23 protein-coding genes are annotated in these 19,593 nt (G+C 69.3%); 8 read left to right on the top strand and 15 right to left on the bottom strand.

The features are described 5' to 3' along the window. Positions 1-5: 5 nt before the first annotated feature. Entirely contained in the window at positions 6-905 is a 900-nt protein-coding gene (locus tag ABTX24_RS06455; protein ID WP_350838245.1) for an NAD(P)-dependent oxidoreductase, read from the bottom strand. Positions 906-1,032: 127 nt separating this feature from the next. Here ABTX24_RS06455 and ABTX24_RS06450 point away from each other — a divergent pair, with 127 nt between their 5' ends. From ABTX24_RS06450 to ABTX24_RS06435, 4 genes are all read left to right on the top strand, one after another. Beyond that, positions 1,033-1,692, top strand: a complete 660-nt coding sequence (locus ABTX24_RS06450; protein ID WP_350714657.1) for a DUF1707 SHOCT-like domain-containing protein — start codon at positions 1,033-1,035, stop codon at positions 1,690-1,692. Between the two features lie 56 nt (positions 1,693-1,748). Next, positions 1,749-2,429: a DUF1707 SHOCT-like domain-containing protein gene (locus ABTX24_RS06445; protein WP_350838243.1), complete on the top strand. Its 681-nt coding sequence runs from the start codon at positions 1,749-1,751 to the stop codon at positions 2,427-2,429. 120 nt (positions 2,430-2,549) lie between these two features. After that, the gene (locus ABTX24_RS06440; RefSeq protein WP_350838241.1) at positions 2,550-4,271 is read left to right on the top strand and encodes a sulfatase-like hydrolase/transferase; all 1,722 of its coding nucleotides are present in this window, start codon (positions 2,550-2,552) and stop codon (positions 4,269-4,271) included. Between the two features lie 103 nt (positions 4,272-4,374). After that, on the top strand, positions 4,375-5,448 hold the full coding sequence (locus ABTX24_RS06435; RefSeq protein WP_160024877.1) for an ABC transporter ATP-binding protein: 1,074 nt from the start codon (positions 4,375-4,377) through the stop codon (positions 5,446-5,448). 16 nt (positions 5,449-5,464) lie between these two features. Here the strand turns inward: ABTX24_RS06435 and ABTX24_RS06430 are convergent, their stop codons facing one another. From ABTX24_RS06430 to ABTX24_RS06395, 8 genes are all read right to left on the bottom strand, one after another. Continuing rightward, a complete protein-coding gene (locus ABTX24_RS06430) occupies positions 5,465-6,442 on the bottom strand; it encodes a cytochrome c oxidase assembly protein (RefSeq protein ID WP_350714661.1) in 978 nt (325 codons plus the stop codon). 33 nt (positions 6,443-6,475) lie between these two features. Further along, on the bottom strand, positions 6,476-7,141 hold the full coding sequence (locus ABTX24_RS06425) for a TetR/AcrR family transcriptional regulator (RefSeq protein ID WP_350838239.1): 666 nt from the start codon (positions 7,139-7,141) through the stop codon (positions 6,476-6,478). 3 nt (positions 7,142-7,144) lie between these two features. After that, positions 7,145-8,068 (bottom strand): alpha/beta fold hydrolase, encoded by a 924-nt coding sequence (locus ABTX24_RS06420; RefSeq protein ID WP_350838237.1) that lies wholly within the window; start codon positions 8,066-8,068, stop codon positions 7,145-7,147. 116 nt (positions 8,069-8,184) lie between these two features. Continuing rightward, on the bottom strand, positions 8,185-9,204 hold the full coding sequence (glpX, locus tag ABTX24_RS06415; RefSeq protein WP_160024873.1) for a class II fructose-bisphosphatase: 1,020 nt from the start codon (positions 9,202-9,204) through the stop codon (positions 8,185-8,187). 43 nt (positions 9,205-9,247) lie between these two features. Further along, on the bottom strand, positions 9,248-9,946 hold the full coding sequence (locus ABTX24_RS06410; protein ID WP_160024872.1) for a sulfate/molybdate ABC transporter ATP-binding protein: 699 nt from the start codon (positions 9,944-9,946) through the stop codon (positions 9,248-9,250). Beyond that, on the bottom strand, positions 9,943-10,704 hold the full coding sequence (locus tag ABTX24_RS06405; protein ID WP_160024871.1) for an ABC transporter permease: 762 nt from the start codon (positions 10,702-10,704) through the stop codon (positions 9,943-9,945). Before ABTX24_RS06405 ends, ABTX24_RS06410 begins: the two co-directional genes overlap by 4 nt. 58 nt (positions 10,705-10,762) lie before the next feature. Then, positions 10,763-11,518 carry a molybdate ABC transporter substrate-binding protein gene (gene modA, locus ABTX24_RS06400; protein WP_350838234.1) on the bottom strand — a complete coding sequence of 252 codons (756 nt, stop codon included), beginning with the start codon at positions 11,516-11,518 and terminating at the stop codon, positions 10,763-10,765. Next, complete coding sequence (locus tag ABTX24_RS06395; RefSeq protein WP_350838232.1) at positions 11,515-11,904, bottom strand: TOBE domain-containing protein; 390 nt, start codon at positions 11,902-11,904, stop codon at positions 11,515-11,517. The genes modA and ABTX24_RS06395 overlap by 4 nt, the downstream gene beginning before the upstream one ends. Before the next feature lie 130 nt (positions 11,905-12,034). On the opposite strand from ABTX24_RS06395, the gene ABTX24_RS06390 reads away from it, so the two are divergent. Further along, on the top strand, positions 12,035-12,658 hold the full coding sequence (locus ABTX24_RS06390) for a DUF4245 family protein (protein ID WP_160024868.1): 624 nt from the start codon (positions 12,035-12,037) through the stop codon (positions 12,656-12,658). A 110-nt stretch (positions 12,659-12,768) separates the two neighbouring features. Here the strand turns inward: ABTX24_RS06390 and ABTX24_RS06385 are convergent, their stop codons facing one another. After that, on the bottom strand, positions 12,769-12,969 hold the full coding sequence (locus ABTX24_RS06385; RefSeq protein ID WP_160024867.1) for an exodeoxyribonuclease VII small subunit: 201 nt from the start codon (positions 12,967-12,969) through the stop codon (positions 12,769-12,771). Beyond that, positions 12,962-14,194: an exodeoxyribonuclease VII large subunit gene (gene xseA / locus ABTX24_RS06380; RefSeq protein ID WP_350838230.1), complete on the bottom strand. Its 1,233-nt coding sequence runs from the start codon at positions 14,192-14,194 to the stop codon at positions 12,962-12,964. The genes ABTX24_RS06385 and xseA overlap by 8 nt, the downstream gene beginning before the upstream one ends. Positions 14,195-14,259: 65 nt before the next feature. Here xseA and ABTX24_RS06375 point away from each other — a divergent pair, with 65 nt between their 5' ends. Together ABTX24_RS06375 and ABTX24_RS06370 are read left to right on the top strand one after the other, a co-directional pair. Beyond that, complete coding sequence (locus ABTX24_RS06375) at positions 14,260-15,258, top strand: 4-hydroxy-3-methylbut-2-enyl diphosphate reductase (protein WP_350838228.1); 999 nt, start codon at positions 14,260-14,262, stop codon at positions 15,256-15,258. 33 nt (positions 15,259-15,291) lie between these two features. Next, a complete protein-coding gene (locus tag ABTX24_RS06370) occupies positions 15,292-15,921 on the top strand; it encodes an L-threonylcarbamoyladenylate synthase (protein ID WP_160024864.1) in 630 nt (209 codons plus the stop codon). On the opposite strand, the gene ABTX24_RS06365 is transcribed toward ABTX24_RS06370, so the two are convergent. Further along, positions 15,922-16,365 carry a DUF6542 domain-containing protein gene (locus ABTX24_RS06365; protein WP_160024863.1) on the bottom strand — a complete coding sequence of 148 codons (444 nt, stop codon included), beginning with the start codon at positions 16,363-16,365 and terminating at the stop codon, positions 15,922-15,924. A gap of 4 nt (positions 16,366-16,369) precedes the next feature. Next, positions 16,370-17,461, bottom strand: coding sequence for a DNA recombination protein RmuC (locus tag ABTX24_RS06360; protein ID WP_160024862.1), 1,092 nt, complete (start codon positions 17,459-17,461; stop codon positions 16,370-16,372). Between the two features lie 74 nt (positions 17,462-17,535). Here ABTX24_RS06360 and ABTX24_RS06355 point away from each other — a divergent pair, with 74 nt between their 5' ends. After that, positions 17,536-17,853, top strand: a complete 318-nt coding sequence (locus ABTX24_RS06355; RefSeq protein WP_350838225.1) for a TfoX/Sxy family protein — start codon at positions 17,536-17,538, stop codon at positions 17,851-17,853. Here the strand turns inward: ABTX24_RS06355 and ABTX24_RS06350 are convergent. Next, entirely contained in the window at positions 17,836-18,741 is a 906-nt protein-coding gene (locus tag ABTX24_RS06350; protein ID WP_160024860.1) for an endonuclease/exonuclease/phosphatase family protein, read from the bottom strand. The two genes, ABTX24_RS06355 and ABTX24_RS06350, sit on opposite strands and share 18 nt — an antisense overlap. Before the next feature lie 52 nt (positions 18,742-18,793). After that, positions 18,794-19,576, bottom strand: coding sequence for an exodeoxyribonuclease III (locus ABTX24_RS06345; protein WP_160024859.1), 783 nt, complete (start codon positions 19,574-19,576; stop codon positions 18,794-18,796). Positions 19,577-19,593: the final 17 nt, after the last annotated feature.

The following is a 19,593-nucleotide window of genomic DNA, read 5'->3' as shown; positions in this document are numbered from 1 at the left end:
GCCTGCTACGAGTCCGACCGCAGGCTCTCGTAGAGCCTCGCGAGTCCCTCCGAGCCGTGCCCTGCAGCGATCTGTTCGCTGATCAGTGCCTGGACGGCAGCGATGGGGGAGGGGTCGACCCCCTCCTCCTCGCTGGCTCGCACGATGTGCGAGAGGTCGGAGAACTCCAGGCTCTGCTGGCCAGGGACGGAGTAGTCGCCGCCATCGATGACCCCCGCGTAGCCGGCGAGCTCCTCGGTCATGGCGGCGAGGAACAGAGCCTGCCGGGCGGCGAAGTCCGCCGCGCTCATCCCCATGGTGGCGGCCATCGCGGCACCGTGGAAGAAGCCCGTGAACATCTGGTACATCCCCGACAGCATCGCCAGGTCCACCAGCGACGCCCGGCCGGCGTCCTCGCCGTGGAACTCGCTCGTGGCCCAGACCTCGAGCGTCGGCAGCAGGGCGTCGTACGCGGCCCGTGAGCCGCTGTAGAAGATCTGGCCCGCGCGGGACCCGATCATGGCGGGCACGGCCATGATGGCGCCGTCGAGGTAGTCGATGCCGTGCTCGGCCGCCCAGGAGGCGAGCGCACGGGCCTCGTTGGGCGTCGTGGTCGTGACGTTGACCAGGGTGCGACCACGCAGCTCGCCGGCGGCCAGGCCGAGGGTCTCCTCGACGGAGGAGTGATCGAGCAGGCAGGCGATGACCACGGGGCTCGCCAGCACCGCCGCCGGGACCGAGTCCGCGGCCCCGGCGCCGCGGGCCACCAGCTCCTTGGCGCGGCCAGGCGTACGGTTCCAGACGGTCACGGAACGACCGGCGTCGAGCAACGCGGTGGCCAGCGCGCTGCCCATCGCGCCGAGGCCGAGCACGCTGACGTCGGTCGAGGGGATCGAGTTTCCATTGGTTTCTGACACGTCATCCATGCTGGAGGAGATCGCCCGGCCGCGGGAGTACCCACCATTTACTGGGGTACGCACCAATCGGTCAGTGCTCAGTCTCAGGGTTGAACCTGAGAGACGGGCGACACGTACGCCGATAGCATTCAGGACCATGGGACTCCCTGAACCGCACCCCGGCCAGCCCCGCCGAGCCGACCTGCGTGTCAGCGATGCCGACCGCCACGCCGTGGCCGACATCCTGCGCGAGGCTGCCGGCGAGGGCCGCCTGGACATCGACGAGCTGGAGGAGCGGCTCGAGGAGACCTACAAAGCCAAGACGTACGCCGACCTGGAGCCGATCACGCAGGACCTGCCGGTCGCGGGGCAGGCGCCGGTCTCACCGCCATCGGCCGCGGTGCCGGTCGTCTACGGCGAGGGCGCGGCGAGCGACAGTGCCAGCGCGTTCCTGAGCAACGTCGAGCGCAAGGGCGTATGGGTGGTTCCCCAGCAGTTCTCGGTCAATGCGGTGCTGGGCGACGCCAACATCGACCTGCGGGAGGCGCACTACTCGGCGCGGGAGGTGGTCATCAACGCGACCTCCGTCCTGGGCAGCGTGAAGGTCACCGTCCCGCCGAACGTGCACGTGATCGTCGAGGGCAACGGCGTCCTCGGCGACTTCAAGGAGCCCTCGGAGAAGGTGCCCGAGGCGCTCACCGCGGACTCCCCGGTGGTGCGGGTGCGGGGCCTCGCCGTGCTCGGCGACGTGACCGTCAAGCGCCGAGGTCCGCGCGGCCCGAGGCGCACGCTGAAGCAGCACCTCGGCCTGGAGTGAATGGTGTAGGGGGATTGTTGAGGCACAGTCTCGAAGCCCCCACTAGCATTCGCCCCATGGGAACGACCCCCGAGCCATTCCGCGGCCAGAATCCTGATCCGAACCTCCGGATCAGCGATGCCGACCGCCACAAGGTGGCTGACATCCTGCGCGAGGCCGCGGGCGAGGGCCGCCTGGAGATCGACGAGCTCGACGACCGCCTCGAGGCGACCTTCAAGGCCAAGACGTACGCCGACCTGGTCCCGATCACGGTCGACCTGCCGGCCGCGGGCACCCCGGCGCCGCCGGTTCCGGTGTCCAAGCCCGCCAACGCGAGCAGCCCCGCCGTCTTCGCAGCCAATCCGATCGAGAGCCAGCTCTACGTCGCGATCATGAGCGGTGTCGACCGTCGCGGGGTCTGGACGGTGCCGGCGACCGGCAACGTGATCGCCCTGATGGGCGGCGCCGAGCTCGACATGCGTCAGGCGCAGTTCTCCGCGCAGGAGACCGTGATCTACGCCAACGCGATCATGGGTGGGGTCAACATCACCGTCGGCCCCGATGTCCAGGTCGTGATGCAGGGAGTCGGGATCATGGGCGGCTACGTCGGTCCGCGCGGGATCGAGCCGACCGGCGGTCCGGTGCTGCGGGTGAAGGGCCTGGCGCTGATGGGTGGCGTCACGGTCATCCGCAAGCCGCTGAAGGAAGCGAAGGGCTCGCGGCAGCTGAAGATGCCGCCGCCGCACGAGCTGCACTGAGCAACACCATCTCGGGGATGGTCCGCTCCGCGGACCGATTTTGTCGTGCCAGGAAATCAGGCACTAATCTCACCTGAACCAGATATTGTGTAGTTACATAATAGACAAAGGAGTCTCGGGATGAAGCCGAAGTGGAGCGCACTGCTGGGCGCCGCACTCCTGGCCGTCGTGGCCCTGATCGCCGGACTCCTGGTCCTCGGCCCGAAGACGGTGGCCGCCGGCTCTGCCGCCGCCGACCCGTCGGCCGCGCCGGTCGAGGAAGCCGCGGAGCTGGCCGCGACGACCGACGAGCGGCCCAACATGGTCCTGATCCTGATGGACGACTTCTCCCTGGAGCTGCTCCGCACGATGCCGGAGGCGACCAGGATGGCGGCCGAGGGCGCGACGTACCAGAACTCCTTCGTCATCGACTCGCTCTGCTGCCCCTCGCGCGCAGCGCTGCTCACCGGGCAGACCCCGCACCACACCAAGGTCCTCACCAACACCCAGAACGACCCGGAGCACCCGGTCGGCGGCTGGTCGGCGTTCCAGCGCTACGGCAACGTCGAGAAGCAGTTCAGCATCGGGCTCCAGGAGGCCGGCTACACGACCGGTTTCGTGGGGAAGTACATCAACGCCTACGAGGCCACCGTCGGCTCCGACGGCAAGCGCGTGCCGCCGCCCAAGGTGCCTGGCTGGGACTCCTGGAACGCACTCCTCGGCGGCGCCTACGGCGGCTGGGGCTACCAGAGCACCTTCCTGGACGGCAACGGCGCGGTGCAGCTCCGCAACCACCCGAGGCCGCCGACCTCGGCCGGAGTGGCGCGCAAGGACGCGGGCTACGCCACCAACGTCACCCGTGACTACGCCCTCTCCTTCATCGAGAAGCACCGCGACGACGAGAATCCCTACTTCCTCGAGATCGCCGCCTACGGGCCTCACTCGCGCCTGGGCCACCACTACCCGGGCCTGGACACCTGGTTCCCGCCCGCGTTCGCCGACCAGGCGCCGGCCGGCGACCCCGCGGGCGGCAATTGCGGCCGGGTCGCGTGCGCCGACCTGAGCCTGACGGACCTGGTCGGCTACGGCGACGACCGCTGGGACAACGCGCCGACCTACCTCGGCCGCGGAGGACGTACGTCGCAGGCTCCCGCCTGGCGCACCAACAAGGTGTCGCTGACCGACGAGACCGCGCTGAACCAGTACCGCGACCGCGCCCGGATGGTGCAGTCGATCGACCGGATGATCACCCAGGTGCGGAAGGCTGCCGGGGATGACACCTACATCGTGCTGACCTCCGACAACGGCTTCCACCTGGGACAGCACCAGCTCAACGGCGGCAAGGGCGCTCCGTACGACTCCGACACCCGCGTGCCCATGGTCGTCGTCGGCCCGGACGTGGTGCCGGGCAAGCGCAGCCAGTTCGTCAACAACATCGACCTCGCGCCGACCTTCCTCGACATCGCCGGCGCTCCGACCCCGTCCTACGTCTCCGGGACCTCGTTCGCGGAGACCCTGAGCCGGCCGCGGCTGCCGGGTGGGCGATACGCCTTCTTCGAGCACACCTATGCGAAGTCGCATCCCGGCGAGGTCGACCTCGACAACGGCTCGGGCGGCACCATCGACATCATCCCGTCCTACATCGGGGTGCGCGGCTCGCAGGGTCTGCTGGTCCGGTTCGACCTGGACAAGTCCTGGAAGGGCACCGACTACGCCTACGAGCTCTACCGCTACGACCGGCCGTGGGAGGACCGCAACGTCTTCGCCGAGGACCACGCGAAGCCGTACGCCCGTGACCTGATGCGCCGGCTGAACGCCTACGAGGGTTGCGCACCAGCTGTGTGCCGGGCTTTGACCCGCTGATAACCGATGTGGGCTATGGTGTCTCCGCCGAGGAAATGTGTCCTCGGTCACTTCACAACGGATCGTCCGGCACGTACCTGCCGGTGAAGGAGACAACGGAATCATGGCAACAGTTACGTTCGAGAAGGCGCAGCGTTGGTACGCCGGCGCCGCCGAGCCCGCGGTCAAGGGCATCGACCTCGAGATCAAGGACGGCGAGTTCATGGTGCTCGTCGGTCCGTCCGGATGCGGTAAGACCACCACCCTGCGCATGCTCGCCGGGCTGGAGGAGGTCAACTCGGGTGCCATCAGGATCGGCGACCGCGAGGTCACCAACGTGGCCCCCAAGGACCGCGACATCGCGATGGTCTTCCAGAACTACGCGCTCTACCCGCACATGAGCGTCGCCGAGAACATGGCGTTCTCGCTGAAGATGGCCAAGGTCCCGAAGGCCGAGCGTGACAAGCTCGTCGCCGAGGCCGCCAAGACCCTGGGCCTGACCGACTACCTCGACCGCAAGCCGAAGGCGCTCTCCGGTGGTCAGCGCCAGCGCGTCGCCATGGGCCGTGCGATCGTCCGCCAGCCGCAGGTCTTCTGCATGGACGAGCCGCTCTCCAACCTCGACGCCAAGATGCGCGTGCAGACCCGCACCGACATCGCCAAGCTCCAGGCCGACCTCGGCATCACCACCGTCTACGTCACCCACGACCAGGTCGAGGCCATGACGATGGGCGACCGCGTCGCGGTGATGAGCAACGGTGAGCTGCAGCAGGTCGACACCCCGCTCAACCTCTACCGCAAGCCGGTCAACCTCTTCGTCGCCGGCTTCATCGGCTCGCCGCAGATGAACCTCATCAAGGCCACCGCTGCCGACGGCGGCGGTGCGAAGATCGGGGAGTACGTCGTCCCCGTCGGCACCACCGACATGCCCACGCAGATCACCGTCGGCGTGCGTCCGGAGAGCTTCCGGGTCATCGGCGAGGGCCAGGGCGGGCTGCCGGTCCAGGTGACCGTCGTCGAGGAGCTCGGCTCCGACTCCTACGTCTACGGCACCAGCGACGTCGAGGGTGTTCCCTCGACCCTGATCGTCCGGGTCTCCTCCAAGGACCACGTCAGCAAGGGCGACACGATCTACGTCACCACCGACCCCGAGGACGTCCACGTCTTCGACACCGAGTCGGGCCTGCGCGTCAACTGAGCGCCGACCGACGCACTCAGTGCTGCTGGTTCATCCGGGCCAGCATCGCGTTGTAGGCATCGAGGGCCTCGTCGCTGTCGGGATCCACGGATCCCGGCTCGGCGGGGCCCTCAGTCGTGCCCCGGGCGCTCTCCTCGGCGAGCCGGCTGCTGCGTACGCCATCGAGGAAGCGGCCGGTCATCTTGACCCGGCGCTCGGGTGAGGAGACGACGGCGATCACCAGGCCGATGGCGAGCAGCATCATGCCGCCGTCGCCGCCGGCCCACATCAGGCCGCCGGCGGTCTGGATGTCCTTGACCGCGTCTAGCGCCCACTCGGGCCGGGCGCCGGAGTAGACCGGGTAGAGGTCGCGCTCGGTCTGCAGCATCACGATCCCCACGATCGTGTCGGGCACCATCCCGACGACGAGGAGCGCGATCCGGCCCAGATAGGGCAGGTCGGTGCGTACCTTCTCCTCACCGATCGCTCCGGTGAGGAAGAGGAAGCCGGCGACGACGTAGAGCACCTGCTCGCCGACCATCAGCGAGGTGCTCTGCGCCATCGAGTCCATGAACCCGGACAGGTGGGTGCCGATGATGACCACCGAGTAGAGCAGCGTGCCGGTGACCGGGTGGATCAGGATGGTGACCGGGAGCGAGCGCATCGCCCGCTCGGCCCGCGGGCCGGTCTCGGCGATGACGGTGAGCGGGTGACCGAGCACCAGGAGCGTGGGCACGACCATGATCAGCGTCAGGTGGAGCACCATGTGCATCCAGGCCAGCGCCATCGCGTAGCCGTTGATGGCCGAGGCGACCACGACGTACATCAGGCCGAGCCCGGTCAGGAACGACGCCACCCGCCAGCCCTTGACCGTCGAGGCCGCTCCGGCGGCGTTGCGGAGCGTGAGATAGCCCGCCGCGAGGATGACCACGGCGAGCAGCCAGCCGGGCTGGAGACTCCAGGTGGTGAAGAACTCGGACCAACCGAGCGGGGGCAGGGAGCCGTGGTCGTGCATGGTCTCACGGTATCTCCGGGCCCACGCCGAAGGTTATTTCGGGCGGCTGCCGGGGTCGATCAGCGGCACCAGGAACAGCCGGGCGAGCGCGCGCAGCTGCGCCTCGTCGTCGATGTCGACGACCTCGCTCGGGGTGACCAGGAACGAGGTCGAGGTGCGGACCATCAGCTCGGCGACGAGGTCGACCTCGATCTCGGCGGGTACGTTGCCGGCCCGCTGCTCGCGACGCAGCTGACCGGCGACGAAGCGCGTGATCGTGGCCACGGTGCGGCCCCCGTCGCCGACGATGGAGTGCACCAGGGAGTCGGTCTCGACGGTGAGCAGGCCCCCGATCAGCGGGTTGCCGCGGATCGCCCGCATCGCGCTGGCGAAGCCGATCTCCACACGCTCCGCCGCGTCGGCGGCATCGGCGATGTCGAGCACGAACTGGTCGAAGTAGCGCCGGAACTCGCGGCGTACGACCTGCTCGACCAGGGCGTCCTTGTTGGCGAAGCGCCGGTAGACGGTGATCCGGGCGACCCCGGCGCGGTTCGCGACCTCCTCCATGGTGGTCCGCCTGATCCCGATCTGGCGGAACTGCTCCGCGGCGGCATCGAGGAGCTTCGCGGTCACCGCCTCGTCCTCGATGGGCTCGGCGACGTCCGTGAGCGCCCTGGCGAGCAGTGAGCCCGACTCGCCCTCGGGGACCGAGGCGCGCATCCGCTACGCGGTGACGGTGCGGTCGGCGGCTCGGTCGGCCGTGCGGCGTACGACCTTGATGAAGGCGGGCCACAGCGCTCGGGGCAGGTCGTGACCCATGCCCTTGAACAGGGTGATCTCCGAGCCGGGGACGGCCGCGGCAGTCGCCCGGCCGCCGGAGACGTGGACCATCTTGTCGGTCAGACCGTGGATGACGCTGAACGGGACCCGGATGCGTCCGAGGTCCTCGGTGCGGTCGGGCTGGGTGAGCACGGCGAGCATCTGCCGCGCGACGGCGGGCCCGCTGACGCCGCGGTTCCAGGTGTCGATCGCGCGGCGGCGTACCTCGTCCTCGGGCTCGGGGAAGCCGGGGGAGCCGATCTGGATGCCACCCTTGATCTGGCGCTCGATGTAGCCCTCCAGGCCAGGCTTCTTGATGACCAGCGCGGGCAGCAGGGTCGGGTGCTGGAAGCCGACACCGCGACGGCCGGTGGTCGACATCGTCGAGCAGACCGAGCGCACCCGGTCGGGGTGGCGGATGGCGAGGGTCTGGGCGATCATCCCGCCCATCGACACGCCCCACACGTGCGCGGAGTCGATGCCGAGATGGGTCAGCAGCGCGGCCGCGTCGTCTGCGAGGTCGTCCATCGCGTACGGCGCCCGCGTCGGCAGCCCCGCGAACGCACGCGCCAGCCGCGCAAGCGTGATCCGCTCGTCGGAGGGGTGCGGCGAGGAGTGGCCGATGTCGCGGTTGTCGTAGCGGACCACGTAGAACCCGGCCTGGGCCAGCTGCTCGCACAGCTCGGTGTTCCACCAGGTCATCGGGCCACCGAGCCCCATGATCAGCAGCAGCGGATCAGCGCTGGGGCTTCCGAACGTGTCGTACGCCAGCTCGACCCCTCCGGGGAGGAAGGCGGTGGACTCGGTCGGCTCGGCGGCGGTGGTCATGTGGTGATTTTACGGGACGCGGCCAGATGTCTCCGGGAAGCGTAGATCTCGACCCGCCCGTCGCTCGGGCTCGCTCGATCTTTTCGCGTTCGCCCGGCGCAAGCGTCGGGCGAGGATCAGAAGTCGATGGCGCTGTACGCCTGGAGCTTGGCGAGCTGGTGCTCCGAGGTGACCTTGCGGATCGTGCCCGAGCGGCTGCGCATCACCAGGGAGTCGGTGACGATGGCGCCGTGGGGGAGGTACTGCACGCCCCGCATCAGGTCGCCGTCGGTGATGCCGGTGGCGACGAAGAAGCAGTCGTCGCCGGTGACCAGGTCGTCGGTGTGGAGCACGAAGTCGGGGTCGAGGTTGTGGCCGGCGTCGAGGGCACGCTGGCGCTCCTCGTCGTCCTTGGGCCACAGCCGGCCCTGGATGGTGCCACCGAGCGCCTTCATCGCGCACGCGGCGACGATGCCCTCGGGAGTGCCGCCGATGCCCATCAGCAGGTCGGCGCCGGAGCCGGCGCGGGCGGCCGAGATCGCGCCGGCGACGTCGCCGTCGACGATGAACTTGATCCGGGCGCCGGTCTCGCGGATCTCCTCGACCAGCTTGTCGTGGCGCGGCCGGTCGAGCACGATCACGGTGATGTCGGAGGCCTTGGTGTCCTTCGCCTTGGCCACCGCGGCGATGTTCTCGGCCACGGGAAGGCGGATGTCGACGACGTCGGCGGCCTCGGGGCCGGTGACCAGCTTCTCCATGTAGAAGACGGCGCTTGGGTCGTACATGCTGCCGCGCGGGGCGACCGCCATCACCGCGACGGCGTTGCTCATGCCCTTGGCGGTCAGGGTGGTGCCGTCGATCGGGTCGACCGCGACGTCGCACTCGGGGCCGGTGCCGTCGCCGACCTGCTCGCCGTTGTAGAGCATCGGGGCGTTGTCCTTCTCGCCCTCGCCGATCACGACGGTGCCGTTCATGGCGACCGTGGAGATCATCGTGCGCATCGCGTTGACCGCGACACCGTCGGCACCGTTCTTGTCACCACGCCCCACCCAGCGGGCCGCGGCCATCGCAGCCGCCTCCGTCACGCGCACGAGCTCCAGGGCCAGGTTGCGGTCAGGAGCGGTGGGGGCGACGCCGAGCGGCTGGGTGTCGTTCATAGGGGTCAATCTATCCGCCGGGCGCGGTGGAGCGGCCACGGTGTCACTTGATCGATCCAGAGACAAGCCTCACAGCAAAACCCGACTGCGGGTCGTTCAGAACCTGCTCGGTGGGGCCGTCCTCGACGATGTGACCATGCTCGATCACCACCACCCGGTCGGCGAGCGCACGGGCGTCGGCCGCGTCGTGGGTGACGATGATGGCGGTCCTGTCCTCGAGGGCGGTACGCAGGGTCTGCCGCAGCGCGGGACGTACGTCGACGTCGAGCGAGGCCATCGGCTCGTCGAGCAGGAGCAGCTCTGGGTCGGCCGCGAGGGCCCGCGCCACCGCTACGCGCTGGGCCTGACCGCCGGAGATCTGCGTGGGTCTGCGGCCGGCGAGCATCTCGGCGCCGACCTCGGTGAGGTGGCGGGTGGCGAGCTCGTTGGCCTGGCGGCGGCGTACGCCACGGGCGCGGGGCGCGAAGGCGACGTTGGCCAGCACGGACAGATGTGGGAAGAGCAGCGGGTCCTGAGCGAGGAGCGCGATCCCGCGGGCGTGCGGGGGAGTGCCGTCCAGGACGCGGTCGCCGAGGCGTACCTCTCCCTCGTCGGGACGCAGGAGTCCGGCGATCACGCCGAGGATGCTGGACTTGCCGGCGCCGTTGGGGCCGGTGAGCGCGACCGTCTCGCCGGCGGCCACGTCGAGGGTGACGTCGATGCCACGCTGGGGGATCACCGCACGCAGATGCAGCGCACTCATAGAGCTCTCCCGTGGCGGGCGAAGCCGATCACGGCGACCGCGACCACGACCAGCACCAGCGAGAGCGCGACCGCGGCGTCCGGGTCGTCGACGCGGAGCAGGTAGACCTGGAGCGGCATCGTGCTGGTCACTCCGGGGAGGTTGCCGGCGAAGGTGATCGTGGCGCCGAACTCGCCGAGGCAACGGGCGAAGGCCAGGACCGATCCGGAGAGCAGCCCGGGGCCGACCAGGGGGAGGGTGACGCGCCGGAAGACGGTGGTCGGTCGGGCCCCGAGGGTGGCCGCGACCGCCTCGTAGCGGGTGCCGCTGGTGCGCAGCGCGCCTTCGAGACTGATCACCAGGAACGGCAGCGCGACGAACGTCTGCGCCATCACCACGGCGAGCGTGGTGAACGGGATCTGGATGCCGACCAGGTCCAGCGACTGTCCCAGCAGCCCCCGCCGGCCGAAGGTATAGAGCAGCGCCAGGCCGCTGACGACCGGGGGCAGCACGAGCGGAAGGAGCACCAGCGAGCGCATCAGCCCCTCGCCCCGGAAGCTGGTGCGGGCGAGGACGGTGGAGAGAGGTACGCCGAGGAGGATGCACAGCGCGGTGCTCGCCACCGCGGTGCGCAGGCTCAGCCAGAGCGCCTCCAGCGCGGACGGCGAGGTGATCAGCGCCGGGAAGCTCGCCAGATCGACGCGGAGGATGATCGCGGCGAGCGGAACGATGATGAACGCCGCCGCGAGGGCCGCCGGGAACCAGAGCCAGCGTGGCATACCGACGGACGGACCGGCCCCCCTCTGCCGGTCCGTCCGCCTGGCGGTCCCGAGAAGATCAGGGCTGGCTGAAGCCGGCATCGGTCAGGACCTTCTGTCCGGTCTCGCTCAGCACCAGGTCGACGAACTCCTGGGCGAGGTCGGCGTCGTCGGAGCCGTCGATGGTGCTGATCGGGTAGGTGTTCACGACTTGGTCGGCCTCATCGAACTCGACGCCCGTCACGGTGTCGCCGGCGGCTTTGACGTCGGTGACGTAGACCAGTCCGGCGTCCGCGTCGCCGGAGGTGATCTTGGCGAGTACGTCGCTGACCGACTGCTCCTCGCTGACCGGCTCGATGTCGACGCCGGTCTCCTCCTCCATCTGCGCGGTCGCGTTGCCGCAGGGGACCTCGGCCGCGCAGACGACGACCTTGGTCCCGTCCTTGGCGAGATCCTGGAAGCCGGTGATGTCGGCCGGGTTGCCCGGGGGCGTGGCGATCTCCAGGGTGTTGGCGGCGAAGTCCTCCGGGTCGGCGGCCAGGTCGCCGAGCTTGTCCATGTTCTTGGTGTCGGCCGAGGCGAAGACGTCCGCCGGGGCGCCGTCCTCGATCTGGGCCACCAGGTCCGAGGAGCCGCCGAAGCTGGTGGTCACCTTCACGCCGGGATGGTCCTTCTCGAACTCCTCGGCCAGCTTGGTGAACGTGTCGGTCAGCGAGGCCGCCGCGAAGACGGTCAGCTCCCGGTTCTCCGACCCCTCGCTCGAGCTCCCGCAGCCGGCGAGCGCGAGGGTGGCCGCCATCGCGACGGCGGCACCGATTCCAGGGTTCTTGATCATGGGCGCTCCACGACGACGTTGGTTGACTTGATGGATGCGACCGCGCTGACGCCTGGCTCGAGACCCAGCTCGACAGCGGCCTCGGCGCTCATCAGGGAGACGATCCGGTAGGGCCCGCAGACCATCTCCACCTGGGCCATCACGGTGTCCAGGGTGGTCTTGGTGACGATCCCGAGCATCCGGTTGCGGGCGCTGACCGCCTTCGCCCGGTCCGGGTCGGGGGCATCGGCCAGCTCGGAGGCCAGCTCGGCCAGGACGATGCCGTCGATGACCGCCCGGCCGTTCTCCGTGCTTGCCTCGATCCGTCCCGCGTCGATCCAGCGGCGCACGGTGTCGTCGCTGACGCCGAGGAGTCCCGCGGCTTCGGCGATACGGTAGGTGGTCACCGGAGGAGTATCGCATCTGCGGAGAGATCATGGGTGGATTGTCCTCATCTGCGGAACGCTCGGACTCGTTGGTCGAGCTTGTCGTGACCACGATTCGAGGGAACATCGACCGAGTGGGACCATGGAGGGCGTGAGCGACACCGATCAGCAGCAGCCCGCCCAGCCGTCGAGTGAGCCGGCGAGCGAGCAGCCGGAGACCCCGGCGCGCAGCTACCCACGCACGTTCGGTGCCCTGATCGGGTCGATGATCTTCCTGCTCGTCCTCGTCGTCCCGATCGTGCTGATCGTGCAGTGGCGCGGCAACCTCGAGCGCGAGGTCAGCGGTGCCAACGAGACCTACAAGGCCGACTGGGCAGAGGCCGTACGCAGCGCCCAGGTCGCCGACCTCGACGTCGTCTACCCGCGCGAGCTGCCCTCGGGCTGGTACGCCAACACCGACCCGTCCTACCAGGGCGGTGAGGAGCCGGCCTGGACCATGTCGTTCGTCAAGGGTGAGACCTCCTACGTCGGCCTCGAGCTCTCGAGCCGCTCGGCGCGGGCGCTGGCCCAGAAGAACGTCGACACCCAGGCCAAGAAGGGCGACGAGGTCAGCATCGACACCGACGTCGCCGACACCTGGACCGAATGGTCCGACTCCGGCGGCGACACCGCCTACTCTGCCGAGGTCGACGGCCAGACCCTGATGCTCTGGGGTCCCAAGGACGGCGACGTCCGCGACTACCTCGCCCTCATCACCACCGAGCCCCTGAAGTAGCGAGACGTCACCCGCGTCGGCCGAGACGTCACCTACGTCGGCCGACGTGGCAGCTCGGTGACCTCTCGGCCGACCTAGGTGACGTCTCGGGCGACGGGAGCGACTTCTCGTCAGTCTTGGATGGCGGCGTCGATCTTCTTCCGGGCGCCGTCGAGCCACTCCTGGCACAGGGTGGCCAGCTTCTCGCCGCGCTCCCACAGGGCGAGGGACTCCTCGAGGGTGATGCCGCCGGCCTCGAGCTTGCGGACGACCTCGACCAGCTCTTCGCGGGCCTGTTCGTAGGACAGGTCGCTGTTGTTGTCGTCAGTCATCGGCAGGATCTTTCTCAATCGAGGTGATGGTCGTTGTCAGGCGGCCGTCGGCGAGGCGGATGCTGACCGTCTCGCCCTCGGCGGCGTCGGCGACGCTGGTGAGGACGTGTCCGTCGGCATCCTGGGCGACGGCGTACCCCCGTCTCAGCGTCTCCAGGGGTGAGAGCGCTCGAGCTCGGGCGCGATGGTGGCCGATGTCGTCGGCGGCCCGGTCGAGGGCGTGCCCGAGGGTGCGGCGGGCACGGTCGCGCAGCGAGGTGACCTCGTCGCGCCGGGCGTCGATCAGGGAGCGCGGGTCGGCCAGCACCGGCCGGGAGCGCAGCGCGTCCAGGAGCGTCTGCTCGCGGTGGATCAGCGCGGCGATCCCGCCGCGGAGCCGGTCGCGTCCGGTCGCGACGATCCGCTGCTCCTCGACCACGTCGGGTACGACGAGCTTGGCGGCATCGGTCGGCGTCGAAGCACGTACGTCGGCGGCCAGGTCCAGCAGCGGCGAGTCGGGCTCGTGGCCGATCGCGGAGACGACCGGGGTGCGCGCGGCGTGCACCGCACGGATCAGGTGCTCGTCGGAGAACGGCAGCAGGTCCTCGACCGAACCGCCGCCACGGGCGATGACGATCACGTCGACCTCGGGGTCGCGGTCGAGCCGCTGCAGCTTCTCGACGACGTCAGCGGCGCTGCGCGCCCCCTGCATCGCGGCGTACGCCACCTCGAACCGCACCTGCGGCCACCGCCGCTTCGCGTTCTCGAGCACGTCCCGCTCGGCCGCGGAGTTCGCTGCGGTGAGCAGCCCGACCTTGGCCGGCAGGAAGGGGAGCGGGCGCTTGAGCTCGGCAGCGAACAGGCCCTCGGCGGCCAGCAGCTGCCGGCGCTGCTCCAGCCGGGCGAGCAGCTCACCGAGCCCGACCGGACGGATGTCGCGGGCCTGCAGCGAGAGGGTGCCGCGGTTGGCGTAGTAGGACGGCTTCGCATGGATGATCACCGAGGCGCCCTCGACCAGCGGCGGATTCAGGCTGTCGAGCAGGAACCGCGTGCACGTCACCGGCACCGAGATGTCGGCCACCGAGTCGCGCAGGGTCAGGAAGACGGTCTGCATCCCCGGCCGCCGGCTCATCTGGGCCACCTGCCCCTCCACCCAGACCGCACCGAGCTTGTCGATCCAGCCACCGATCGCGTTAGCGATCTGCCGCACCGGGGCGGGCGACTCGGGGGAGGTGTCCAACGCCATGTCGCCAACCCTAGAGCGGGCCACCGACATTAGAGGTGTCACGCCACGGTCTCTAGACTGAGGGCATGAGCATCGACCTCGGCACCCCACGCCTGATCTCCGACGACGAGAAGGCTGTCCTCCTCGCGGAGCCGCGCGGTTACTGCGCCGGTGTGGACCGGGCCGTGATCACGGTCGAGGAGGCGCTGGACCTCTACGGTGCGCCGGTCTACGTGCGCAAGGAGATCGTGCACAACAAGCACGTCGTCGACGACCTGCGCAACCGTGGTGCGATCTTCGTCAACGAGCTGGACGAGGTGCCCTCGGGTGCGACCGTCGTCTTCTCCGCCCACGGCGTCTCCCCGGCGGTCCACGCCGACGCCGCCGTGCGTGAGCTGAAGACGATCGACGCGACCTGCCCGCTGGTCACCAAGGTCCACCTGGAGGCCAAGCGGTTCGCCCGCGAGGGCTACAGCATCCTGCTGATCGGCCACGCCGGTCACGAGGAGGTCGAGGGCACCATGGGCGAGGCGCCGGAGGCGACCACGCTCGTCGAGGGCCCCGGTGACGTACCCGGCCTCGAGGTCGCCGACCCGTCCAAGGTCGTCTGGCTCTCCCAGACCACCCTCTCGGTCGACGAGACGATGGAGACGGTCGCCGCGCTCCGGGCGAAGTTCCCCGAGCTGCTCGACCCGCCCAGCGATGACATCTGCTACGCCACCCAGAACCGTCAGCAGGCGGTCAAGGAGATCGGCGGGGCCAGCGACCTGGTCATCGTCGTCGGCTCCGGCAACTCCTCCAACTCGGTCCGCCTGGTCGAGGTCGCCCTCGAGGCCGGTGCCAAGGCCGCCTACCGCGTCGACGACGCCAGCGAGATCGACGAGTCCTGGCTCGAGGGCGTACGCAGCGTCTCGGTCACCTCCGGAGCCAGCGTGCCCGAGAAGCTGGTCGAGGGTGTCGTCGGGTTCCTCAAGGACCGGGGCTTCCCCGACGCCACGGCGCACAAGAGCGCCGAGGAGTCGCTGATCTTCGCGCTGCCCACCGAACTCCGCAAGGACCTGAAAGCCGCTGCCGCGAGGGGTTGATCCCAGCCCGCCCGGTGGCGTTAGGGTCGAGGGGTGGCCCGATTTCTCGACGTACACCCAGACAACCCGCAGTCCCGTCTGATCAGCCAGGTCGTCGATGCCCTGCGTGACGACCAGCTGATCGCGTACCCGACCGACTCCGGTTACGCGCTCGGCTCGCGGATCGGCAACAAGGACGGTCGCGACCGGATCCTCAAGATCCGTGGTCTCGACGACCGCCACCACTTCACGTTGATCTGCAAGGACTTCGCGCAGCTCGGCACGATGGTCCACGTCGACAACAGCGCCTTCCGGGCGATCAAGCACGCGACCCCGGGGCCCTACACGTTCATCCTCCCGGCGACGCCTGAGGTGCCGCGACGGCTGATGCACCCGAAGAAGAAGACCGTCGGCGTACGCATCCCCGATCACGCAGTCGTGCAGGCGCTGCTCGAGGAGCTCGGTGAGCCGCTGCTGTCCTCGACGCTGATCCTGCCCGGCGAGACCGAGCCGGAGGTCTTCGGGTGGAACGTCAAGGAGGCGCTCGACCACCAGGTCGACATCGTCATCGAGGCCGGTGAGACCCCGGCCGAGCCGACCACCGTCATCGACTGGTCCGACGGCGAGCCCGAGGTCATCCGTGAGGGTGCCGGCGACGTCTCCGGGTTCCTCGCGCTGGACTGATCAGGAGGCCAGGGCGCGTTCGCGCTCGACCTCGTCGCGGGTCTCGGTGCGCTGTTTCAGCACCCGGCGGCGCATCACCAGGCAGCCCAGGCACAGGGCGTAGCCGATGAAGAGGCTGATCGCGTGGTGTCCGAGGCCGCTGACCACGGCTTGGACGAAGCCGTCCCCGGCGTCGGCGATCGATCCGGGCTGGGTCGCGGCCAGCAGGATGAAGATGCCGAGCATGATCAGCGGCGGGAGCACGCCGACCACGAAGAAGTCGCTGGGTCTGACGATCAGCGCGAGCGTCAGCGCGATCGCCACGAAGGCGAAGTCGAAGAGCAGGCCGATCTGGTCGTCGATGAGCAGATCGACGAAGGTCACCGTCAGCGAGGTGGCGGATCCGAGCGCGACAACATGGCGGCCGGACTCGCGTCCTTCCTCCCAGATGGTGCGCTGACTCATGGGGTCACGATCTCTCGTATGCAGCCTGTGTATCCGAACCCACGGTAGGGCCAGGCACACCGTCATTCTCGGCGGCGCGCCGATCATCTTCCCTTACGCTGCTGAGCCGCTCCACAGCGCGTATCTCGACTGGACGCGGCGTCTCGAGCTCATCGTCGGTTACCGATAATTCATTGAAACGACGGGCGGCCACCAGGACCCGGTTGTCGAGGGATCCGATCGCCTGGTTGTAGCGGGTCACCGCGGTGTTGAGGGAGCGCCCGATCCCGTCCAGGTGGCTGGACATCGTGGACAGGCGCTGGTGCAGGTCACGGCCGAGCCGGTGGATCTCCCGAGCCTGCTCGGCGAGCGCCTCGTGGGACCATCCGTGCGCCACCGTGCGCAGCAGCGCGATCAGCGTGGTCGGTGAGGCCAGCACGACGCGGCGCTCCGCGGCGTACTCGATCAGGCCGGGCTCGGTCTCCAGCGCCGCCGAGAGGAACGACTCCGCCGGCACGAAGAGCACGACGAACTCGGGCGACTCCTCCAGGAAGCGCCAGTAGGACTTCGAGGCCAGCTGGTCCACATGCGTACGCAGCTGGGCGGTGTGTCTGCGCAGATGAGCTCGGTAGTCGTCCTCGTTGTCCGCCGCCGCGGCGTCCAGGTAGGCGTCCAGGGGGACCTTGGAGTCGACGACCAGCTCCTTGTTGCCGGACAGGTGCACCACCAGGTCGGGTCGCAGCCGCCCGTCCTCGAGATGGACCTGCTCGGAGAAGTCGCACTTGTCCACCAGGCCGGCGAGCTCCACCGCGCGGCGCAGGTGCATCTCGCCCCAGCGGCCCCTGACCTGGGGTTTCCGCAGCGCCGTCGACAGCGACCGGGTCTCGGTCTGGAGCCGCCCGACCTCCGTCTCGAACTGCCCCTGCCAGCGAGCCCGCTCGCGGTCGAGATGCTGCATCTGGTCGCTGAGCCGGTCGAGCCCCTGCATCACCTCGGCCTGGTCCACCATCCCCGCCGCGACCGTCCCCACGCTCCGGGCGCGTGCCCACAGCACCCCGAGCACGACGCCCAGGGCAAGACCGATCACCAGTCCGAGCACGAGGATCCAGATCTCCATACATCGATCCTCGCAGGCACCACCGACAATTTGTTCGGATGGGCACTGTCGGCGGTTCGTGGTTCCATGGAGGCATGGCCCACGACGTCGAGCTCGCCGAACGAGTGCGGGACCTCGTGCCCGCCGGTGCCACCGAGGTGAAGATGTTCGGCGGGCTGGCCTTCATGGTGAACGGCAACATGGCCTGCGCCATCCGCCGCGACGACCTGCTCGTACGCACCGGCAGATCGGCCTTCGAGGCCGCCATCGCCGCGGGTGCCGAGCCGGCGATCATGGGTGGCCGGACGATGTCCGGCTACGTCAACGTCCCCGCCGACCTGCTCAGCGGCGACGCGCTCGCCGGCTGGGTCGAGCGCGGCGTCGTCACCGCCGAGTCACTGCCACCGAAGTAGCGCGACCACCGGAAGGTGATCGCTCCCGGTCCGGTCCAACGGTCGTACGTCCTCGACCTCGGCGCCACGGGCGAAGACGTGGTCGATGCGGATGGCCGGGAGGGCTGCCGGGAAGGTGAACCCGAAGCGGTCCTGCGGTTCGCTGACCTGGGAGATGACCGCACGGAGTGCGCGGTCGCGCGCGTCTGCGTTGAAGTCGCCGGAGACGATCACGACCTCGGTGTCGTCGGCACGCAGAGCCTCGGCGAGAAGCTCGATGCTCCCGTTGCGCGCCCTGACGTCCAGGCCGCGGACGCCCAGCCGGATCGAGGGCAGATGCACGGCATAGACCGCGACGACAGGGGCGTCGTCGGCAGGCCTGGTCTCGACCCGCAGCCCGCGTCTCCACGACGCGTCCACGCCCGCCGGGCGCAGATCGAGAGGTGTCGCGTTCTCCAGCGGTCGTGCCGACCAGACCCCGACGGTGCCGTACGTCTCGTGGTGCGGAAGGACATCGCCGAACGCCCGGCTGTAGTCGTCGACCCGCTCGGGAACCACCTCGTTCAGCGTTACGACGTCGGGCGAGGCCGCGAGGATCTCGCGGACGGTCCCGGTGATGTCCGTGTTCGTGTCGCTCACGTTGTGCTGGACGACGACCAGGTCAGGGCGCGACGCGGGAACGTCGGAGAGCTTGGGATGAAACGTCCAACCCCAGGCCACGGCGGGCACGAGGAACGCGACGACCGCGGCGGCCGACCGTCGCGCCAGCCCGACGATCAGGACCAGCACCGCCACGGCGCCGAGCCAGGGCAGGAACGTCTCCACGAGGCTGCCGATGCCGAGCGCCGACGGGAGATGGGCGTGGAAGACGATCGTGCCGCCGATGGCGAGCAGGAGGATCGCGCACACCGTTCCACGGGACCAGACCGTGCTCCGGCCCTCCCGGTTCACCTCATCGCGGTCAGTCGGCGAGATCGACGATCACCGGAGCGTGGTCGGAGGGAGAGCCGGTGCCGATCGCGGGGTTGCGCTCGTCGAGGTCGACGAACGCGCCCGTCACCCGCGAGGCGAAGGAAGGGGAGCCGAGGACGAAGTCGATGCGCAGGCCGCGGTTGCGCTCGAAGCGCTGCCGGTAGTAGTCGAAGTAGGTGTAGGCCTCCGGACCGGGCACGAAGGGGCGTACGACATCCTTGAAGTCCTTCTCGATGGCGAAGAAGGCGTCGCGCTCGGCGGGGGTGAGGTGGGTCTTGCCGACGAACTGCTTGGGGTCGAAGCAGTCCTCGTCGAAGGGGCAGACGTTCCAGTCGCCGACCATGGCCGAGGGGCCGTCGTGCCAGGCCAGAGAGGCCTTCTGCAGGGCCGCGAGCCATTCGAGCTTGTAGGCGTAGTGCGGGTCGTCGGGCTTGCGGCCGTTGGGGACGTAGACCGAGGTCACCCGGATCCCATCGCACGTTGCCGAGATGGCGCGGGCCTCGGCGACGTCCTTGAACGACGGCATCCCCTCGAACCCGACCTGGATGTCGGTCAGCCCGACCCGCGAGATCAGCGCGACGCCGTTCCACTGGTCGTAGCCGACCGAGGCGACCTCGTAGCCACGGGCCTCCAGCCCCATCGTCGGGATCTGGTCGGGCTTGGCCTTGGTCTCCTGCAGGGCCAGCACGTCGATCGAGTGTCGCTCGACGAAGGCCTCGACGCGGTCGATGCGGGAGCGGATGGAGTTGATGTTCCAGGTGGCGATACGCACGCCCGTCAGACTATCCA

Source organism: Nocardioides sp. NPDC127514 (genome assembly GCF_040302125.1).
Classification (GTDB): Bacteria; Actinomycetota; Actinomycetes; order Propionibacteriales; family Nocardioidaceae; genus Nocardioides.
This window is presented reverse-complemented; position numbering and strand designations above follow the sequence as displayed.